We start from the raw sequence: 17,794 nt of genomic DNA, 5'->3' as shown, positions 1-17,794 counted from the left end.
TTCAGGATAACCGGCCCGGAGCGGGGCGCCGGGCCCGTAGGGCCCGCGACCAGGACACGGCCCGCCCGCCGGTCCGGCCCCAGGGGGCGCCGCCCTGCCCGTTCGCCGCACCCGCAGGCCGCGGCCCGGCCGCCCGGTCCATCCGCAGCGGCGGCGGGCAACCACGGCGGCGGATCCCGGGCGGTACCCGGTCCGCCTGAGCCCGTACGGCACCGCCGGTCACCTCCACTGCGGCGGATCGCCGTCGCGGCGGGGAAAGACGGCCGGGCCGCCCGGCCGGCCGGAACGGCTAGCGGCCCGCCGGCGGCAGCAGGCGGGGCGACAGCGCCCCGCAGGGGAGGAGGTCGACCTCCGCGCCCGCGTCCCGCAGGTCCGTCAGGACCAGTTCGTCGTACATCAGCAGTCCCGACCGCTCCGGCCAGACCACGGCCCACAGCCACAGCCCCCGCGCCTCGCCCGCGAAGACGGCCCGGTCCTCGGGCGCGCCCTCGACGTGCCAGAGGGGCGTGGGGCGGCCGGCCGCGTGCACCTTGGCGTGCGGGGAGCGGTCGACGCGGAGGTAGGGGCCGGGGTCGGGGCCGTCGACTCCGGCGTAGCGCGCGCCGAGGCCGACGCCGAGCTCCTCGGCCACCAGGAGCAGCTCGCCGGGGCCGCCGAGAGGGCTGGGGCCGGAGCAGGCGACGGCGGTGGCCCGCCCGCCGCTGCGGTCGTCCCCCGCGCAGACCACGCCCGTGAACAGCCAGCCGACGGGCAGCGGCCAGGGCATCCACACGGGCACCTCGGCGCGGTTGACGACGACGGCCAGGGCGTCCACGCTCGGCGGGACGACGGGCTGCAGAGGGTGCACCGTGCCGTGGACGTCGCACTGCCAGGAGTCGGCGAAGAGACCGGGCGCTCGCACCCGGCCACCGCACTTCGGGCAACTGGGTTCGCCCCTCATAGCCTCCAACGGTCCTCCCAGGCCGCCGCCGCGTCAAGGACGATCACCCGTCCGGACGGCGCGGGCCCGGAGGGTCACCCCAGGGGTACCCCGGAGCGCGTCGGGTCACGCAGGTCGGTGCCGTTCCTCAGCCACCGCTCCTGCAGCGCCTCCGCTCCCTGCACTCGCTTCCAGGCCGCTTCATTGGGGGTCATGGGCAGCAGGGGGAGGAAGCGGACGGGGTCCATGGGCTCGTCCAGTTCCAGGTCCTCGACCAGGCCGCCGGACTCGGCGACGAGGACCGAGGTGAAGGGTGCCCCGGGCCACAGCGGTTCGCCGGTGTCGAGCGAGGCGCCGGGCGCCACGACGAGGCCCTCCACCTGGGGGGAGGCGGCGAGGACGGCCAGCGGGCGCAGCACCTTGTCCGTATCGGCGCGGCCGGCGCGTACGGAGAGGAGGAGCTCGGCGCGCGGGCCGCGCAGGGGATCGGCGACCACGATCGAGAGGGGCGCCGCGAAGCGGCTCGTTGAGGGGTGGTGGTCGGGCGAGGGGCCGGCCGGGTCGGTCATCGGCTGGGCGGACATGCCGAGGGTGGCGTAGCGGACGACGTCCCCGTCATGGAATCGGAGGACCTCGATCCGGTCCGTGCCGAGGAAGGTCACCGCTGCGCGCGCGTCCGGTTCGCCCAGGGCTGTCCGGAGCCGGGCCTCGACCAGTGCGAGAACGTCTGACATGCAGTGAGCATAGAACGCGTATCGAACGGGCAAAGGAGGGTATTGACGCGTCAAGTGGCTGCTAGCCTTGACCTCTGGTCAGGGAGTTACGTTCGTCCCTCAGCGGGGACCGGCCGGAGGAGGTGGGGCTGCGGTGGATCCTAGTCGACCGTGCAGTACCGACAGTTCTCCCGTCCCTTCGCTCCGGACGCACACCACCCTGTGATCTGAGATCTTCCGACCCCGGCCGTGCCGCCGACGCTTTCCCGGAAGTTCTTTCGCGCCCGCAGTGCCCGACGGAAGAGCGCCTTCGTCCCGCTTTGTTCCGTGTTCTCTGCGTAGTCCTCTGCTTCGAAGTTCCCCGCTTCTCCGCGAAGTACTCCGCGAACTGCCGTCAGCCTTCCCGCACTGCACGAAGCGCCGTCCGATTTGCGGATGTGTTCCCGGTCATGGATGCACGTCCACGTTCCGGACAGCGTTGCGCGCGCACTCCGCACCGGGCTGACGGCCGGCCCGTGAAGGAGCCCTGCCATGTCGATGATCCGCGACCTGCGCGCCGCCGTCCGCCCCGCCCTGCGCCGGAGCACCGCCCCGTACGAGTACGACACCACCCGGGACCCCTCGGTCAGCAGCGCCGTCGTCGACTGTGCCGTCTACCGCGACGGCAAGCGGCTCAGCGACCACGTCAGCCCCGCCGAGGCGATGCGCCGGGTGCGGGCCGGCGGCGGCTTCGCCTGGATCGGGCTGCACGAGCCGACGGAGCGTGAGTTCTCCGGCATCGCCGCCGAGTTCGGGCTGCACCCGCTCGCCGTGGAGGACGCCGTCCACGCCCACCAGCGGCCCAAGCTGGAACGTTACGACGACACGCTGTTCACCGTCTTCAAGACCATCCACTACGTCGAGCACGCCGAGCTCACCGCCACCAGCGAGGTCGTCGAGACCGGCGAGGTCATGTGCTTCACCGGGCCGGACTTCATCATCACCGTCCGGCACGGCGGCCAGGGCTCGCTGCGTGCGCTGCGCCACCGCCTCCAGGACGACCCGGAGCTGCTGGCCAAGGGCCCGTCCGCCGTCCTGCACGCCATCGCCGACCAGGTCGTGGACGGCTACATCGCCGTCGCCGACGCCGTGCAGGACGACATCGACGAGGTGGAGATCGACGTCTTCTCGCCCGCCGGCAAGGGCGCCTCGCGCGGCGGCGACGCGGGCCGGATCTACCAGCTCAAGCGCGAGGTGCTGGAGTTCAAGCGGGCCGTCGCCCCGCTGCTGCGGCCGATGCAGCAGCTCAGCGAGCGGCCGATGCGGCTGGTCGACCCGGACATCCAGAAGTACTTCCGGGACGTGGCCGACCACCTCGCCCGCGTCCACGAGCAGGTCCTGTCCTTCGACGACCTGCTGAACTCCATCCTCCAGGCCAACCTCGCGCAGGCGTCCGTCGCGCAGAACGAGGACATGCGGAAGATCACGTCGTGGGCGGCGATCTTCGCGGTGCCGACGATGATCGCCGGGATCTACGGCATGAACTTCGACCACATGCCGGAGCTGCACTGGAAGTACGGCTATCCGGCGGTCATGGTCGTCACGGTCGCCATCTGTGTGACGATCCACCGCGGCTTCAAGCGGAACGGCTGGCTCTAGCCGGCCGTTCCGCGGCCGTTCCCCGGCCCGCCCTCAGCCCTGCGTCAGCTCTTCTTCAGCTCTTCTTCGCGACGCGGTCGGCCATGATGACGAGGCCCAGGCCCGCCATGATCACCGCCAGCGCAGGGTAGGAGGCGACCGGCGGGGTCTGCCCCAGCCACAGCGCCGCGATCAGGGCCGCCCCCGGGGTCTCCAGGAGGATCGCCGTCGAGGTGACGGACGGGCCGAGGCCCTTGACCACGCGGTTGATCAGCGAGTGTCCGAGCAGCTGCGCGGTCACCGTCAGCACGGCCAGCTTCAGCCAGGTGCCGCCGCTGTAGCCGCCGAGGGACGCGCCGGAGACCAGGCACGTGGCGAGCAGCAGGACGGTCGTCGTGCCGTAGCAGACGTAGCTGTACGTGACCGTGCCGACCGTGCGGCGCACCTCCGCGCCCAGCAGCACGTAGCCGGCGGCCGCCATGCCGCCGGAGAGGGCGAGCGCGTCCCCGGCGAGGGCGAGCGAGGACAGGGACAAATCGACGCCGGTCAGGAGCACCACGCCCAGGAACGCGAGGGCGGTGCCCGCCCACACCAGCGCGGGCGGGCGGTGGCCGCGCAGGCGCATCAGGAGCGTCGTCCAGATCGGGGTCGTGGTGACCAGGGCGGTCGAGGACGCGACCGACGTCATCTGCAGGCTCGGCAGCCACACCCCGAAGTGCACGGCCAGCAGCGCGCCGGCGGCCACGGCCAGGAGCAGGTTCCGGCGGCCCAGGGAGAACAGCTCGGCGCGGTGCCGGGTGAGGGCGAAGGGGGTGAGGGCGCCCACGGCCATGGCGTTGCGCCAGAAGGCGATGGCCAGTGCGGGGGCGGCGGTCGCCGCGATCAGAGGGGCCGAGAGGGAGATGCCGGAGATGGCCACCGCGAGCAGGAGGAGGTCCGTGCGGACGGTGGGACGGGGGCGGGAGGTCGCCTCATTCGCCTTGGGCAAGGCTTCACGGCACGTACGGGCACTGGTCACCCGTCCAGGGTAGATCTCCTGGTCGCACGGGCAGCCGAATAAAGTGGGCCCATGACACAGACGCAGGAGCTGCTCGACCAGGCGCTCATCGAGGAGGCCACGAAGAAGTCCGGCCTCATCTGGGTGCAGGGCCCGGCGGGACCGAGCCGTGCGCTGTGGCACGTGTGGCACGAGGGTGCCGTCCACGTCGTGGGCGGGCCCGGCGAGCAGCCGCTGGACGGGCTCGGGCTCGCCGACGGCGGCGAGGCCACGGTGACCGTCCGCAGCAAGGACAAGGGCGGGCGCCTGGTGTCCTGGGCCGCGCGCGTCACGGAGCTGCCGGCGGGCGGCGAGGCGTGGGAGGCGGCGGTCGGCGAGCTGAAGGCGAAGCGGCTGAACGCGCCCGATGCGGAGCGGGTCGCCGAGCGGTGGGCGAAGGACTGCCGCGTCCTGCGCCTGGAGCCGTCGGGGGCGACGGCGCCCCTCCCGGACACGGCCCTGACCGCGGTCCCCCTCCCGACCCCGGCCACGACACGGCGCCCGATGCCGGCGGCCTTGCCGAAGCTTCTCCGGAGGGGGCGCCGGGGGACGCGCTAGCCACGGCGCCCAGCCGGAACGCGCCTGCCCGGCGGTGCCGGACCGGGCTTGCGGCCGATCAGTCGCGCACGCACGGCACCGCCGAAGGCCGCCGCCGGGCGTCTCGCCGTCGCGGCGGAAGACAACCGGCGCGGCCAGGGCGCCAAGGGCGCCGCAACACGCACCACACCACCGGACACCGCCGTCGGGCGTCTCTCTGTCGCGGCGGGAGGAAAGGCCCGGCTCAGCCGGACCGGCCTCGCCCCGAAGGGGCCCCCGCGGTGCTACTTCGTCGCCGGCGGCAACGCCGCGCCCTCGCCCGTGGACGGGAGCCGCTTCCCGTAGTCGACGACGTCCTGCTTCGGCGGGGCCGCCAGGGCGAAGTCCTTGCCCCAGTCGGACAGTTCGAGCTGCCCCGCGCCGCCCGCGCGCTGGACACGCAGGGGGTACGGCTCGCCCATCAGCGAGACGTCGAGCGTCCCGCCCGAGCCCCCCGCGCCGTCGACCCGGATGGTCCGGGCGCCGGCCACCGTGCCGTGGTCGCCCCGCGCGAGCTTGCCGTGCAGGCCGAGGAGGCCGTCCAGCAGGACGTTCTTGTCGGTGAAGCCCTTGAACTGCTCGTAGGCCGGGTCCCCGGCCGGCACCTTGACGTACTTCTTCTCCAGCTTGCCCGCGGCCGCGGCGCCGTCCCCCTTGTCGCCCCGCGCCCAGAACGCCGCCGGCGCCTTCAGGAAGAGCTCTTCGCCGACCCGCAGCAGCTCGAACGCGCTGGCGTCGGAGGCGACCCGGCCGGTCCCCCCGTCCCGCTTCAGCCGCATGTCGAGCTTGTACGTGCGCCCTTGGCTGACGACGTTGCCGGAGAGGTGGACGGCCGAGGCGTCCCGCGCCGCGGTCCGCGCCTTGTCCTGGATCTTCGCGGGCTCCAGCTTGCCGACGCCGTTGGTGCCGGCGTCGGGGTCCTCCGCGGTGCCGCCGCAGGCGGTGAGCGCCACGGACAGGCCGGCGCAGAGCGCTCCCACGAGAGCAGCCTTCCGGGTACGCACGTCGCTCCTGCCTCCTGTTCAGCCGGGGAACAGGGGGCAGCGTACCCGTGCACGGCACAGGCGGAAGCCAGCAGTCCGGACGGCCCTCTCTCCCGCGCCGGGGAGAAGCCGGTCACGTTAGCCTGAACCGGACACCGGACCACGGAGGAGGTGTGCGGCATGGCGGCAGGCGCCCACCGGGTCTTCGTGTCGCACCTCTCGGGCGTGGCGGTCTTCGACCCCAACGGCGACCAGGTCGGCCGCGTCCAGGACCTCGTCGCGATGCTGCGCGTCGGCGGCCGCCCGCCCCGCGTCCTCGGCCTCGTCGTGGAGGTCGTCAGCCGCCGCCGCATCTTCCTGCCCATGACCCGGGTGACGGGCGTGGAGTCCGGCCAGGTGATCACCACAGGGGTGATCAACATGCGCCGCTTCGAGCAGCGCACCACCGAGACGCTGGTCCTCGGGGAGCTCCTGGACCGGCGCGTGCGCCTGGTCGACGGGGACGAGGAGGTGACCGTCCTGGACGTGGCGATCACCCAGCTCCCGGCCCGCCGCGACTGGGAGATCGACAAGGTCTTCGTGCGCCGCGGCAAGGGCGGGGCGCTGCGCCGCAAGGGAGAGACGCTCACGGTCGAGTGGTCGGCGGTCACCGGCTTCTCCCTGGAGGAGCACGGGCAGGGCGCCGCCAGCCTCCTCGCGACCTTCGAGCGGCTGCGCCCCGCCGACCTCGCGAGCGTGCTGCACCACCTCTCCCCCAAGCGCCGCGGCGAGGTCGCGGCGGCGCTCGACGACGACCGGCTCGCGGACGTCCTGGAGGAGCTTCCGGAGGACGACCAGATCGAGATCCTCGGCAAACTCAAGGAGGAGCGCGCCGCGGACGTCCTGGAGGCCATGGACCCGGACGACGCGGCCGACCTGCTCTCCGAGCTCCCGGAGGACGACAAGGAGCGGCTGCTGACCCTCATGCAGCCGGACGAGGCGGCGGACGTGCGCCGGCTCCTGGCCTACGAGGAGCGGACCGCGGGCGGCCTGATGACCACCGAGCCGATCGTGCTGCGCCCGGACGCGACCGTCGCCGACGCCCTCGCGCGGGTGCGCAACCGCGACCTCTCCCCCGCCCTGGCCGCACAGGTGTACGTATGCCGGCCGCCGGACGAGACCCCCACCGGCAAGTACCTGGGCACGGTCCACTTCCAGCGGCTGCTGCGCGACCCGCCCTTCACCCTCGTCGGCTCGATCGTGGACACCGACCTGCGGCCCCTCCCGCCGGGCACCCCCCTGCCGGCCGTCACCAGCTACCTCGCCACGTACAACATGGTCGCCGCGCCCGTGGTCGACGAGAGCGGCTCCCTGCTGGGCGCGGTCACCGTCGACGACGTCCTGGACCACCTGCTGCCCGACGACTGGCGCGAGACCGAGCTGCACTACGGCGCGCCGGGCATGACCGAGCTGCCGGAGGCCGCCGATGGCCGGTAACGACCGCGGGCGCGAGACCGACCGGCCCGGGCACCGGCCCGACCGCGCCGAGCGCGTGCGGGCGCAGTCGGAGGCGGTGCACCCGCACCCCCACCCGCGGCCGCGCGTCCGCCTGGACCTGCCGCGGGTCCGGCGGCGCGCGTGGCTGCCGGAGTACGACCCGGAGGCGTTCGGGCGGACGTCGGAGCGGATCGCGCGCTTCCTGGGGACGGGCCGGTTCATCGTCTGGATGACGGTCGTCATCGTGCTGTGGGTGGTGTGGAACACCACGGTCCCCGGGCACCTGCGGTTCGACAACTATCCCTTCATCTTCCTGACCCTGATGCTGTCGCTGCAGGCCTCCTACGCGGCGCCGCTGATCCTCCTCGCGCAGAACCGCCAGGACGACCGCGACCGGGTCAACCTGGAGCAGGACCGCAAGCAGAACGAGCGGTCGATCGCGGACACGGAGTACCTGACCCGGGAGATCGCCTCGCTGCGGATGGGCCTCGGCGAGGTTGCCACCCGCGACTGGATCCGCTCCGAGTTCCAGGAGCTCGTCAAGGAACTCGAACAGCGCCGGGTATTCCCGGCGGAGAGTGAGGAACGCGACCGCTGACGGCTCTTTCCGGAGGCCCCCTCACGCGCCGTACCATCTCCGTATGGCTACCGACACGAACGGAACGTCCCCGAGCGAGGACGCGGTCCGCGCCGCGCTCGCGACGGTGAACGACCCCGAGATCCAGCGACCCATCACCGAACTGGGGATGGTCAAATCGGTGGAGATCGCGGCGGACGGTTCCGTGGCGGTCGAGGTCTACCTGACGGTCTCCGGCTGCCCCATGCGCGAGACGATCATCAGCCGTGTGACGGACGCCGTCGCACGCGTCGAGGGCGTCACGGGCGTGACGGTCGGGCTCGACGTGATGAGCGACGAGCAGCGCCGCGAGCTCGCGGCCTCCCTGCGCGGCGGCACGGCCGAGCGCGAGGTGCCCTTCGCCAAGCCCGGCTCGCTGACCCGGGTGTACGCGGTGGCGTCCGGCAAGGGCGGCGTCGGCAAGTCCTCCGTGACGGTCAACCTGGCGGCGGCCATGGCCGCCGACGGCCTGAAGGTCGGCGTCGTCGACGCGGACATCTACGGCCACTCCGTCCCGCGCATGCTCGGCGCGGACGGCCGCCCCACCCAGGTCGAGAACATGATCATGCCGCCGTCGGCGAACGGCGTGAAGGTCATCTCGATCGGCATGTTCACCCCGGGCAACGCCCCGGTGGTGTGGCGCGGCCCGATGCTGCACCGCGCGCTCCAGCAGTTCCTCGCGGACGTCTACTGGGGCGACCTGGACGTCCTCCTGCTCGACCTGCCGCCGGGCACCGGCGACATCGCGATCTCCGTCGCGCAGCTCGTGCCGAACGCCGAGATCCTCGTCGTGACGACGCCCCAGCAGGCGGCCGCCGAGGTCGCCGAGCGGGCCGGCTCGATCGCCGTGCAGACCCACCAGAAGATCGTCGGCGTCGTGGAGAACATGTCCGGGCTGCCGTGCCCGCACTGCGACGAGATGGTCGACGTCTTCGGCACGGGCGGCGGCCAGCTGGTCGCCGACGGCCTCACCCGCACGACGGGCACGAACGTGCCGGTGCTGGGCGCGATCCCCATCGACGTCCGCCTGCGCGAGGGCGGCGACGAGGGCAAGCCGGTGGTCCTGACGGACCCCGAGTCCCCGGCGGGCGCGGCACTGCGCGCGATCGCGGGCAAGCTCGGCGGCCGTCAGCGGGGCCTGTCCGGGATGTCGCTGGGCATCACGCCGCGCAACAAGTTCTGACGGGCGCGCGCCGGCGGGTCCGCCACGGGTCCCGCCGGCGGCACGCCGGCTACTTCTCCTGGTGCCCCAGGTCCTTCACCGGCGCCGAGGCCGCGTTCTGCTTGACGGACTCGATGCCCTTCTCGCAGGCCGCCCGGCTGTTGTAGGACTCGCCGACGGCGATGATCTCGCCGTTGCCCGCCTTCAGCCGGTAGCGGTACTTGCCGCTCTTGTCCTCGTACATCTCGAACTTGCCCGCCATGACGCACTCACCTCTCCGTGTGCTGCCCCCTGCCGGAATTCAAGCCCGGCTCGGCGGCGCGCGCAGCCGGGGTGGGCCCGGCGGGTGACGGGGACCCGGCCGGTCATTCCCTGTACGCCGTGATGTCCTTGATCACCGCGAAGCCCATGCCGTACGCGCTCATGCCCCGGCCGTACGCCCCGATGTGGACCCCCTCCGCCGAGCCGGCCAGCACCCAGCCGTACTCCGACTCGCGGTAGCGGAAGTCCGTCGGCACGCCGTCCACCGGGAGCGAGAGCGTCGACCACGCGGAGTCGTCCAGGTGGTCCGCCAGCTCCCACGCGAGGGCCGTCTGCTGGTCGAGCCAGTCCTGCCGCAGGGCGCGCTCCATCTGCGCGGGCCACGTGCACGACAGCAGCCCGGAGCCGGCCAGCCAGGCCGCCGAGGAGACCGAGGTGGCCTCCAGGACGCCCGTGCCGTCGGCGCTGCGCCGGCCGGGGCGGCTGGCCACGGTCACGACGACCGCGAAGCGCTGCTTGGCGGCATGCGGATCGGCCCGCTCGCTGCGCAGCGTGGGCTCCTCGCCGTGGCCCGTCGAACCGTGCTCCACGGTCCCGTCGGCGGCGGCGCCGACCTGCATCAGCCAGCGCGGCCCGGTGTAGGCCTCGTCGAGGCCGTACCAGGGGAAGGAGGCCAGCAGATAGCCGTCGACCGTCCGCCGGGTGCCGGGCGCGCCCTCCGCGTTCTGTCCCGCGGCGTCCGCGGCCGCGTCGCCCGTGCCGGCCCCTTGAGCCCCAACCCGACTCGTCGTCTCCATCTGCGCGGCGCCTCCTCGTTGCCCGGTGTCCTGGGCGAGCCCGCCCCCCTCGGACGACTTCACCCCAAACACAGGGAGGATAGCCACCCCCGTCAATGGCGCACGGGATGCGCGGAACTCAGGTGGCGTCGGAGTCGAACGGAGGGCGCTCCCCCGGCTCGGGCTTGTCGCGCTTCTTGAGCAGGTCCGGGCGGGCGGGCGCGCCGTCGCTCGCGGCGGACGGGGCGGGGCCGGAGGCGGCGGCATCGCCCGTACGGCCGTGCACGGCGTCGGCGACGTCGGTCATCTCCGCCTTGAGGTCGAAGCCGTTCCGGATCTCCTTCAGGCCGAGCTCGTCCTTGTCCAGCACGTGCTTGCGGACGAAGGTCTTCGGGTTGAGGTCCTCGAACTCGAAGTCCTTGAACTCGGGGCCCAGCTCGGAACGGATGTCCTCCTTGGCGCTCTCGGAGAACTGCCGGATCTTGCGCAGCGTGCGCGACACGTCCTGGATCATCTTCGGCAGCTTGTCCGGTCCGAAGATGAGCACAGCGAGCACCACGAGCGCGACCAGCTCGAGGGGTCCTATGTCGAGCACGTTGAAGCTCCTTGATGCGTCAATGGCCGACGGTCCAGGCCACCTATCACGGTACCTGGCCCGGCGGGGCCAGAGGGATACACCTGGGCCAACATCAGGCCAAAGGCGATGTCAGGGGGAAACCCCGCGGAACCGTACGGAACTCCGCGGGGCCCCGTGGTGCTCAGCGGGCGCTCGCGGAGCCGAGGGTCAGGTCGACCGCCCGCTCCGTGCCGTCCCGCTCCACGGTCAGGGTGAGCCGGTCGCCCGGCCGGTGGCTGCGGATCTTGACGATGAGCTCCTGGCCGCTGTGCACGGCCACGCCGTCCACCTTCTTGATCACGTCGCGCGGCTGGAGACCCGCCTTGTCGCCGGGGCCGCCGGGGGTGACCGCCGGGCCGTCGCCGTTCTTCGTGTTCACCCGCGCGCCGTCACCCGAATACGACATGTCCAGGGTGACGCCGATGACCGGGTGCGTGGCCCTGCCGGTGTTGATGAGCTCCTCGGCGACCCGCTTGGCCTGGTTGATCGGTATGGCGAAGCCCAGGCCGATGCTGCCGCCCTGGCCGCCGCCGAGCTCGCCGCTGTCGCCGGCGGAGCGGATGGCGCTGTTGATGCCGATGACCCGGGCCTCCGAGTCCACCAGCGGGCCGCCCGAGTTGCCCGGGTTGATCGGGGCGTCGGTCTGCAGGGCGTCGACGTAGCTGACGTCGCTGCCGTCGCCCTTCTGACCGCCGGCCGTGATCGGGCGCTCCTTGGCGCTGATGATGCCCGTCGTGACCGTGCCCGCGAGGTCGTACGGGGCGCCGATGGCGATCACCGAGTCCCCGACGCGCACGGAGTCGGAGTTGCCGAGGGCGAGCGGGGTCAGCCCGGACACGCCCGACACCTTGATCACCGCGAGGTCGTAGCTGCTGTCCCGGCCGACGACGGTGGCCTTCGCGGTCTGGCCGCTGCTGAAGGTCACCGATATGTCGCCGGAGGACCCGGCGGGCTCCACGACGTGGTTGTTGGTGAGGATCCGGCCGTCCTTGTCGAGGACGAAGCCGGTGCCGGTGCCCTGGTCGCTGCCGCCGCGGACGTGGATCGTCACCACGCCCGGCAGGGTGCGGGCGGCGATGCCCGCGATGCTGCCCGGCGCGCGGGCCGAGCGGTCGGCGCCGGCCTGGGGCAGCTCCACGTGGCGCCCGATGGTGCCGTCCCGCTCCAGGAACGCGCCGACTCCGCCGCCGATGCCGCCGGCGACGAGCGCGACGAGCAGGGCCCCGGCGACGAGCCGCCCGCGGCGCGGCGCGCCCTCCCGGCCGGGCTCGCCGGCCGGCCCGGCGGGGCGCGCGGTCCAGGGGTCGTACTGCCACGGCCCGGCGGGCGGCGGCGTGGGATGCGCCCCGTGCGGGTAGGGCGGCGGGCCCGCGGGGGGCGCCGGGGTGCCGTGGGGCGGGGTCATGCCCGGCGGCGGTACGGGCGGCAGCGCTGTGCCCTGCGGCGGCGTGACCGGCCGCTGCACCGGCGGCGCGGGCGCCCACGGCCCGGGCCGCCCGTACGGAGGCGTGCCGTAGGGATCAGGAGCGTGCAGCGGGGCGGCCTCCGGCCCGGGCCCACCGGATGCCGCAGGCTCCTGGCCGTAGGCGGGCAGGGGGCGGGTGGTGTCTTGGGGGGAGGAGCCGGACGCGGGGGCGGTGTCCGGCCCGGCGGCGGGCGCGCCGAAGGGCGCAGGCTCCTGGTCGTACGCCGGCAGCGGGCGTGTGACGTCCTGAGCGGAGGAGCCGGACGCGGGTGCAGAGTCCGGCCCAGCGGCGGGCACGCCGGCAGCCGGGGCATCCTCCCCGTACGCCGGCAGCGGGCGAATGGCGTCCTCAGCGGAGGAGCCGGACGCGGGTGCGGTGCCCGAGACCGCATCCGGACCGGAGACGGGCGCGCCGAAGGCCGCAGCCTCCTGGCCGTACGCGGGCAAGGGGCGCGTCTCCGCTTCCGGCGGGGTCGCCGGGCCGGGGGCCGGGGCCTCGTCCAGGAACTGCGGGCCCTCGTGCTCCTCCGCGGCAGCGGGAGGGCGCGGGCGGCTCCACCACTGCGGCCTGGGCGCGGCGGCCCGCGTCTTCCCGTCGTCCATCTTCTCCCCACCGTTCGCCGGAGGGCGCACGGCATCGCCGGAGGGATGCGCGGCCCACTGGAATTCAACCAGGTCTGCGCGGGCGTGCGCAGGGGGCCCGCGCGGGGGATCAGCGCCGGGCGGTGTCCGCCGGGGGCGCGCCCGGTGCCGAGTGGCCCGTGCGTATCAGCGGGGGCAGCGGGGGCGCGGCGGACGGGCGCAGCAGGGAGACCTCCCGCACCGGCACGGCGGCGGATGAGCCGGGACCTGCCGACGAGCCGCCCTGGGAGGCGGTGCGGGCGAGGCGCCTGCGCTCGTCGCGGGCGCCGCCGGACGGGGCCGACAGCGGGGTGGTCGCCGTGCGGGGGTTCTCGGCGCGCGGGCCCTGGGGCCCGGTGACCGAGGTCAGCGGCGACGCGCCGCCGAGGGCGAACGCGGCCAGCGAGACGGCTCCGGCGGCGGCGAAGGCGATCCGGCGCCCCCGTATGCCGCCGCGGGGCGGCTCGGGCATCTCATGGATCCGGAAGCCTCCCTCGCGGGGCCGGGCGGCTCCGGACCGGACGCCGCCGGGGAGCAGCCCGAGGGGCGCCAGGGCCTCAGCCCTGGCGGCAGGGCCGGCTTTTCCCGGCCCTCCGGCGCCCTCACGGCCCTGCGGGCCGTCGCGGTCGGCGTCGAGGGGGGCGTGGGGATCGCCGCCCGCCAGGCCCTGGAGCCGGGCCAGGAAGTTCTCGGAGAGCGGCGGGGGCGCCGCCTCCGCGAACACGCTTTTGAGCCGGCGCTGAGCGTCGGCTTCCGCTTTGCAGGTCCAACAGGTGGCGAGGTGCGCCAGCACCCGCTCCCGAGAGTCGTGTCCCAACTCCCCGTCGACCAGGGCCGCGAGGCGGTCGCCGAGATGAAGCTCGGCGGGGGACTGACCGCCTGAACCGGTCACGCGATCCCGACCTCCCCACCGAGCGGAACGCCGGCGGCCACGCTCGCCACGGCGCGCTGCTCGGCCCGGGCGGCGGGCGAGCGGTGCTGGAGCGCCTTGCGCAGGTGGGAGCGGCCGCGGTGGATGCGGCTGCGGACCGTACCGAGCTTCACGCCGAGCGTCGCGGCGATCTCCTCGTACGAGAGTCCTTCGATGTCGCACAGGACGACGGCGGCGCGGAACTCCGGGGCGAGGGTGTCCAGGGCCTGCTGGATGTCCGCGTCGAAGTGCGTGTCGTTGAAGTGCTGCTGGGGGGAGGGTTCGCGGCTGGGGAGCCGCTCCGCGGCGTCCTCGCCGAGCGCGTCGAAGCGGATGCGCTGGCGGCGCCGGACCATGTCCAGGAAGAGATTGGTGGTGATGCGGTGCAGCCACCCCTCGAACGTGCCGGGGGTGTACGTGGAGAGCGACCGGAAGACCCTGACGAAGACCTCCTGCGTGAGGTCCTCGGCGTCGTGCTGGTTGCCGGTGAGGCGGTAGGCCAGGCGGTAGACGCGGGCACTGTGCGTGCTGACGATCTCCTCCCAGGTGGGAGGCGTCCACGCCTGCGAGTCCGCATCGGTGGCGAAGGTCGCGGTCTGTGCGGAATCGGTGGCGCGCGAACGGTCAGCGGTCTTGGTCACGGATTTCGGCTCGCCGGCGGACCTGCGAAAGCGCCTCAGCACTCCCCGACGGTCGTCGGCCGCAGCCGCACCTCCCCTGTCGGCTCTGGTGGTGTCCAGTAGAGCCCCTACCATATCCATCCCGCCCGTTAGCTCCGGATAAGGAATTTTGACCTGCATTTGGCCTTGATCCCCCCGCCCTTCCCGGCATCTCCTCCCGGGGGCCCTCGCTCCGCCGCCCCTTCTCCTCAACGCGCGGTCCCATCTGCGGGTTCCCGTGGTCAGCGGATACAGTCACGGTTGCGTCGACTACGGGGACAGGAGAGGGCCATTACCGGCAACCGGCAGACGAGCTGGGCGTTCGCCGATGCGTTCGTCGCCGAGGACGAGGCGCTGCGCTGGGCCCGTGACCGGGCCGTGGAGGCAGGCCTGCGCTCGGTGTCGTCCGGCACCGGCGCGGCGCTGCGCCTGCTCGCGGCGGCCGTGGACGCCAAGGCGGTGGCCGAGATCGGCACCGGCACCGGCGTCTCCGGCATCCACCTCCTGCACGGCATGCGGCCCGACGGCGTGCTGACCACGGTGGACGCGGACCCCGAGTGCCAGCAGTTCGCCCGGCAGGCGTTCCGCGCCGCGGGCTTCGCGGGCAACCGCGCGCGCTTCATCCCCGGCCGCGCCCTGGAGGTGCTACCGCGCCTGGCCGACGGCGGATACGACCTGGTGTTCTGCGACGGCGACCGGCTGGAGTGCCTGGACTACCTAGCCGAATCGTTGCGCCTGCTGCGGCCGGGCGGCCTCGTCTGCTTCGAGGGCGTCTTCGCCGACGGCCGCACGGTGGACGCGGCCGTCCAGCCCGCCGAGGTGCAGCGGCTGCGCGAGCTGCTGCGGGCCGTGCGGGAGTCCCGGGTGCTGGTGCCGTCGCTGCTGCCGGTGGGCGACGGGCTGCTGTGCGCCGCGCGGCGCGGCTGAGCCCGCGCGAGGCTCGGACGGTCACCGGCCCCTGGCGTGCGCCCGGATCCGGCCCCGGACGCACCGCTGCCCCGGCAGCCGGTGCGGACCGGCTGCCGGGGCAGCGTAAGAACGGTGGTTCGGCGTGTGTCAGCCGACAACCTTCTTCAGGGCGTCTCCGAGGGCCTCGGCCTCATCCGGGGTCAGCTCGACGACGAGCCGACCGCCGCCTTCGAGCGGAACCCGCATGACGATGCCCCGCCCCTCCTTGGTCACCTCGAGCGGGCCATCGCCCGTCCGCGGCTTCATGGCCGCCATGCTCGTTCCCCTTCCTGAAACCAGCTCATCGTCAGCCGACGGCCCCACGACAGGCCCGCGTCACCGGCATCGAACACATTGCTTCCAGGCCATTATCTCGCATCGCGTGACCCAATGACCAACATCGGTCCGCATCCCTTCGGCAACGCGCTCGCGCAAAACCACCCAATTCGGCGATCGGACTGCGATACTGCGCCACCCCGGCCGGGAATCCATGGCCGGATTCTTTGACGCAGGTCACATATCGGCGGCCGATGATCTCCGGCATGCTGAGCCCTGAACGCCGCCCGCAGGGCTTGCGACGAGGGAGGGAACGCACCATGGCCGACTCCGTGCTGTACGAGGTGACGGACGGACTCGCGACGATCACGCTGAACCGTCCCGATGCGATGAACGCGCTGAACACCGACACCAAGGCCGCCCTGCGCGACGCCCTGCAGCGGGCCGGCGCGGACCCCGCCGTCCGGGCGGTGCTGCTGACCGGCACCGGGCGCGCCTTCTGCGTCGGACAGGACCTCAAGGAACACGTCGAATCGCTCGCCGCCGACCGCAGGAACGGCACGCAGCTGACGATGAGGACGGTCGAGGAGCACTACAACCCCATCGTCACCGCCATCGCCGGCATGCCGAAGCCGGTGGTCGCGGGCGTCAACGGCGTCGCCGCGGGCGCGGGCGCGGGCTTCGCCTTCGCCGCCGACTACCGCGTGGTCGCCGACACCGCCGCCTTCAACACCTCCTTCGCGGGCGTCGCCCTGACCGCCGACTCGGGCGTCTCCTGGACGCTCCCCCGCCTCGTCGGCCACAGCCGCGCCTCCGACCTGCTGCTCTTCCCGCGCACCGTGCCCGCCCAGGAGGCATACGAGCTGGGCATCGCCAACCGGGTCGTCCCGGCGGCGGAGCTGGCCGCGGAGGCGGAGGCCGTGGCCCGGCGGCTCGCCGAGGGGCCGACCGCGGCGTACGCCGCGATCAAGGAGTCCCTCGCGTACGGCGCGGGCCGGCCGCTGGCCGAGGCCCTGGCCAAGGAGGACGAGCTGCAGGGCCGTGCGGGCGCGTCGGAGGATCACGCCATTGCGGTGGACGCGTTCCTGAAGAAGGAGAAGCCGCGGTTCGTGGGGCGCTGAACCGTACGGGCCGGGCGGCCCGGGCGGCAGCGGTGCTCAGGCCCCCCTCGCGTGACAGCCCGCCACGTGGTCGTTCACCAGGCCGCACGCCTGCATCAGCGCGTACGCCGTCGTCGGCCCGATGAAGCGGAAGCCCCGCTTCTTGAGGTCCTTGGCCAGGGCCGTCGACTCCGGTGTCGTCGCCGGGACGTCCGCGGCCGTGCGCGGCGCGGCGGCGGCCGGCTCCGGGGCGTAGGACCAGATGAGGGCGTCCAGCTCGCCGGGCGCCCACTCCGCCGCCACCCGGGCGTTGGCGATCGCGGCCGTGATCTTCGCGCGGTTGCGGATGATGCCGGGGTCGGCCAGCAGCCGCTCGGCGTCGGCATCGGTGAAGGCGGCCACCTTCTCGATGGAGAAGCCGGCGAAGGCGGCCCGGAAACCCTCGCGGCGGCGCAGGATCGTCAGCCAGGAAAGCCCGGACTGGAAGGCCTCCAGGCATATCCGCTCGTAGAGGGCGTCGTCGCCGCGCACGGGGCGGCCCCACTCCGTGTCGTGGTAGACGCGGTAGTCCGCCGCGGACTCGGCTTCCATGCCGCCCCACGGGCAGCGCCGCAGGCCGTCCGGGCCGGTGATCAGGGTGCCGCTCATGCCGTCTTCTCCCCCTCGTCGCCGCTGTCGCCGCGCCCGGCCGCCCTGCCCTTGGCCTGCGCGCCGCCGCCCATGGCCGCGGCCTGCGCCCCGGCCAGCGCCGCCTCCAGCTCGGCGATGCGGGCGTCGCGCTCGGCGAGCTCGGCACCCAGGCGGTCCAGCGCCTCGTCCGTCTCCGCCATGCGGTAGCCGCGCAGGGCGGCCGGCAGGCGCAGGGTGTCGACGTCGGCGCGGGCCATGGGGCGGTCGGCGGGGAGCGGCCAGACCGTCCGGTCGGCGGCGGCCTCGGGCAGCGCCGCGCCGCTCCCGCCGCCGGCGACGAACAGCGCGACCGCGGCGACCACCACGACCAGCGCGATGAGCAGGAACCAGAACACGACCATCTCCCCGGGAACGCGGACTGCGATTCGGTCCAC

At 73.7% G+C, this 17,794-nt stretch carries 20 protein-coding genes; 7 read left to right on the top strand and 13 right to left on the bottom strand.

Annotation, left to right across the window (positions count from 1 at the left end):
- Positions 1–289: 289 nt before the first annotated feature.
- Positions 290–940, bottom strand: a complete 651-nt coding sequence (locus ACOTKD_RS18180; protein WP_424890015.1) for a DUF6758 family protein — start codon at positions 938–940, stop codon at positions 290–292.
- Positions 941–1,014: 74 nt separating this feature from the next.
- Positions 1,015–1,653 (bottom strand): suppressor of fused domain protein, encoded by a 639-nt coding sequence (locus ACOTKD_RS18175; RefSeq protein WP_424890014.1) that lies wholly within the window; start codon positions 1,651–1,653, stop codon positions 1,015–1,017.
- Between the two features lie 510 nt (positions 1,654–2,163).
- Between ACOTKD_RS18175 and ACOTKD_RS18170 the strand changes: the two genes are divergently transcribed.
- Positions 2,164–3,270: a magnesium and cobalt transport protein CorA gene (locus ACOTKD_RS18170; RefSeq protein ID WP_424890013.1), complete on the top strand. Its 1,107-nt coding sequence runs from the start codon at positions 2,164–2,166 to the stop codon at positions 3,268–3,270.
- Positions 3,271–3,325: 55 nt separating this feature from the next.
- Here the strand turns inward: ACOTKD_RS18170 and ACOTKD_RS18165 are convergent, their stop codons facing one another.
- A complete protein-coding gene (locus tag ACOTKD_RS18165; protein ID WP_424890012.1) occupies positions 3,326–4,237 on the bottom strand; it encodes a DMT family transporter in 912 nt (303 codons plus the stop codon).
- Between the two features lie 81 nt (positions 4,238–4,318).
- Here ACOTKD_RS18165 and ACOTKD_RS18160 point away from each other — a divergent pair, with 81 nt between their 5' ends.
- Positions 4,319–4,843 carry a hypothetical protein gene (locus tag ACOTKD_RS18160; protein ID WP_424890011.1) on the top strand — a complete coding sequence of 175 codons (525 nt, stop codon included), beginning with the start codon at positions 4,319–4,321 and terminating at the stop codon, positions 4,841–4,843.
- 263 nt (positions 4,844–5,106) lie between these two features.
- Here the strand turns inward: ACOTKD_RS18160 and ACOTKD_RS18155 are convergent, their stop codons facing one another.
- Positions 5,107–5,865 carry a hypothetical protein gene (locus tag ACOTKD_RS18155; protein WP_424890010.1) on the bottom strand — a complete coding sequence of 253 codons (759 nt, stop codon included), beginning with the start codon at positions 5,863–5,865 and terminating at the stop codon, positions 5,107–5,109.
- A 159-nt stretch (positions 5,866–6,024) separates the two neighbouring features.
- On the opposite strand from ACOTKD_RS18155, the gene ACOTKD_RS18150 reads away from it, so the two are divergent.
- The 3 genes from ACOTKD_RS18150 to ACOTKD_RS18140 are packed head-to-tail and all read left to right on the top strand — an operon-like array spanning position 6,025 to position 9,119.
- Positions 6,025–7,320 carry a magnesium transporter MgtE N-terminal domain-containing protein gene (locus ACOTKD_RS18150; protein WP_424890009.1) on the top strand — a complete coding sequence of 432 codons (1,296 nt, stop codon included), beginning with the start codon at positions 6,025–6,027 and terminating at the stop codon, positions 7,318–7,320.
- Positions 7,310–7,918: a DUF1003 domain-containing protein gene (locus ACOTKD_RS18145; RefSeq protein WP_424890008.1), complete on the top strand. Its 609-nt coding sequence runs from the start codon at positions 7,310–7,312 to the stop codon at positions 7,916–7,918. The genes ACOTKD_RS18150 and ACOTKD_RS18145 overlap by 11 nt, the downstream gene beginning before the upstream one ends.
- Before the next feature lie 43 nt (positions 7,919–7,961).
- Positions 7,962–9,119, top strand: coding sequence for an Mrp/NBP35 family ATP-binding protein (locus tag ACOTKD_RS18140; protein ID WP_424890007.1), 1,158 nt, complete (start codon positions 7,962–7,964; stop codon positions 9,117–9,119).
- 49 nt (positions 9,120–9,168) lie between these two features.
- On the opposite strand, the gene ACOTKD_RS18135 is transcribed toward ACOTKD_RS18140, so the two are convergent.
- The 6 genes from ACOTKD_RS18135 to sigE all read right to left on the bottom strand — a co-directional run bounded on the left by ACOTKD_RS18135 (position 9,169) and on the right by sigE (position 14,502).
- Positions 9,169–9,360, bottom strand: coding sequence for a YegP family protein (locus tag ACOTKD_RS18135; protein WP_398383267.1), 192 nt, complete (start codon positions 9,358–9,360; stop codon positions 9,169–9,171).
- A gap of 103 nt (positions 9,361–9,463) precedes the next feature.
- Positions 9,464–10,156, bottom strand: coding sequence for a hypothetical protein (locus tag ACOTKD_RS18130; protein ID WP_424890006.1), 693 nt, complete (start codon positions 10,154–10,156; stop codon positions 9,464–9,466).
- Positions 10,157–10,274: 118 nt separating this feature from the next.
- Positions 10,275–10,730 (bottom strand): sec-independent translocase, encoded by a 456-nt coding sequence (locus tag ACOTKD_RS18125; RefSeq protein ID WP_424890005.1) that lies wholly within the window; start codon positions 10,728–10,730, stop codon positions 10,275–10,277.
- A 163-nt stretch (positions 10,731–10,893) separates the two neighbouring features.
- Positions 10,894–12,819, bottom strand: a complete 1,926-nt coding sequence (locus tag ACOTKD_RS18120; protein ID WP_424890004.1) for a trypsin-like peptidase domain-containing protein — start codon at positions 12,817–12,819, stop codon at positions 10,894–10,896.
- A gap of 109 nt (positions 12,820–12,928) precedes the next feature.
- Complete coding sequence (locus ACOTKD_RS18115; protein ID WP_424890003.1) at positions 12,929–13,729, bottom strand: zf-HC2 domain-containing protein; 801 nt, start codon at positions 13,727–13,729, stop codon at positions 12,929–12,931.
- Positions 13,726–14,502 (bottom strand): RNA polymerase sigma factor SigE, encoded by a 777-nt coding sequence (gene sigE, locus ACOTKD_RS18110; protein ID WP_424890181.1) that lies wholly within the window; start codon positions 14,500–14,502, stop codon positions 13,726–13,728. Before sigE ends, ACOTKD_RS18115 begins: the two co-directional genes overlap by 4 nt.
- A 165-nt stretch (positions 14,503–14,667) precedes the next feature.
- Between sigE and ACOTKD_RS18105 the strand changes: the two genes are divergently transcribed.
- Positions 14,668–15,333: an O-methyltransferase gene (locus tag ACOTKD_RS18105; RefSeq protein WP_078660131.1), complete on the top strand. Its 666-nt coding sequence runs from the start codon at positions 14,668–14,670 to the stop codon at positions 15,331–15,333.
- A gap of 129 nt (positions 15,334–15,462) precedes the next feature.
- Here the strand turns inward: ACOTKD_RS18105 and ACOTKD_RS18100 are convergent, their stop codons facing one another.
- Positions 15,463–15,630 carry a DUF3117 domain-containing protein gene (locus ACOTKD_RS18100; RefSeq protein ID WP_009997451.1) on the bottom strand — a complete coding sequence of 56 codons (168 nt, stop codon included), beginning with the start codon at positions 15,628–15,630 and terminating at the stop codon, positions 15,463–15,465.
- 320 nt (positions 15,631–15,950) lie between these two features.
- On the opposite strand from ACOTKD_RS18100, the gene ACOTKD_RS18095 reads away from it, so the two are divergent.
- Positions 15,951–16,751 (top strand): enoyl-CoA hydratase/isomerase family protein, encoded by an 801-nt coding sequence (locus ACOTKD_RS18095; protein WP_424890002.1) that lies wholly within the window; start codon positions 15,951–15,953, stop codon positions 16,749–16,751.
- Between the two features lie 36 nt (positions 16,752–16,787).
- Here the strand turns inward: ACOTKD_RS18095 and ACOTKD_RS18090 are convergent, their stop codons facing one another.
- Complete coding sequence (locus ACOTKD_RS18090; RefSeq protein ID WP_424890001.1) at positions 16,788–17,378, bottom strand: DNA-3-methyladenine glycosylase I; 591 nt, start codon at positions 17,376–17,378, stop codon at positions 16,788–16,790.
- A complete protein-coding gene (locus tag ACOTKD_RS18085) occupies positions 17,375–17,761 on the bottom strand; it encodes a hypothetical protein (protein ID WP_424890180.1) in 387 nt (128 codons plus the stop codon). Before ACOTKD_RS18085 ends, ACOTKD_RS18090 begins: the two co-directional genes overlap by 4 nt.
- Positions 17,762–17,794 lie beyond the last annotated feature (33 nt).

The organism is Streptomyces sp. XH2, from assembly GCF_049725035.1.
GTDB lineage: Bacteria > Actinomycetota > Actinomycetes > Streptomycetales > Streptomycetaceae > Streptomyces > Streptomyces roseoverticillatus.
Note: the sequence above shows the minus strand (reverse complement) of the source record. Positions and strands in the feature narration are given on the sequence as shown.

Coding starts and splice junctions, on each gene's coding strand:
- ACOTKD_RS18180 (WP_424890015.1), bottom strand. CDS start 940: ATGAGGGGCGAACCCAGTTGCCCGAAGTGCGGTGGCCGGGTGCGAGCG.
- ACOTKD_RS18085 (WP_424890180.1), bottom strand. CDS start 17,761: ATGGTCGTGTTCTGGTTCCTGCTCATCGCGCTGGTCGTGGTGGTCGCC.
- ACOTKD_RS18120 (WP_424890004.1), bottom strand. CDS start 12,819: ATGGACGACGGGAAGACGCGGGCCGCCGCGCCCAGGCCGCAGTGGTGG.
- ACOTKD_RS18175 (WP_424890014.1), bottom strand. CDS start 1,653: ATGTCAGACGTTCTCGCACTGGTCGAGGCCCGGCTCCGGACAGCCCTG.
- ACOTKD_RS18150 (WP_424890009.1), top strand. CDS start 6,025: ATGGCGGCAGGCGCCCACCGGGTCTTCGTGTCGCACCTCTCGGGCGTG.
- ACOTKD_RS18160 (WP_424890011.1), top strand. CDS start 4,319: ATGACACAGACGCAGGAGCTGCTCGACCAGGCGCTCATCGAGGAGGCC.
- ACOTKD_RS18145 (WP_424890008.1), top strand. CDS start 7,310: ATGGCCGGTAACGACCGCGGGCGCGAGACCGACCGGCCCGGGCACCGG.
- ACOTKD_RS18100 (WP_009997451.1), bottom strand. CDS start 15,630: ATGGCGGCCATGAAGCCGCGGACGGGCGATGGCCCGCTCGAGGTGACC.
- ACOTKD_RS18135 (WP_398383267.1), bottom strand. CDS start 9,360: ATGGCGGGCAAGTTCGAGATGTACGAGGACAAGAGCGGCAAGTACCGC.
- ACOTKD_RS18140 (WP_424890007.1), top strand. CDS start 7,962: ATGGCTACCGACACGAACGGAACGTCCCCGAGCGAGGACGCGGTCCGC.
- ACOTKD_RS18090 (WP_424890001.1), bottom strand. CDS start 17,378: ATGAGCGGCACCCTGATCACCGGCCCGGACGGCCTGCGGCGCTGCCCG.
- ACOTKD_RS18130 (WP_424890006.1), bottom strand. CDS start 10,156: ATGGAGACGACGAGTCGGGTTGGGGCTCAAGGGGCCGGCACGGGCGAC.
- ACOTKD_RS18170 (WP_424890013.1), top strand. CDS start 2,164: ATGTCGATGATCCGCGACCTGCGCGCCGCCGTCCGCCCCGCCCTGCGC.
- sigE (WP_424890181.1), bottom strand. CDS start 14,502: ATGGTAGGGGCTCTACTGGACACCACCAGAGCCGACAGGGGAGGTGCG.
- ACOTKD_RS18095 (WP_424890002.1), top strand. CDS start 15,951: ATGGCCGACTCCGTGCTGTACGAGGTGACGGACGGACTCGCGACGATC.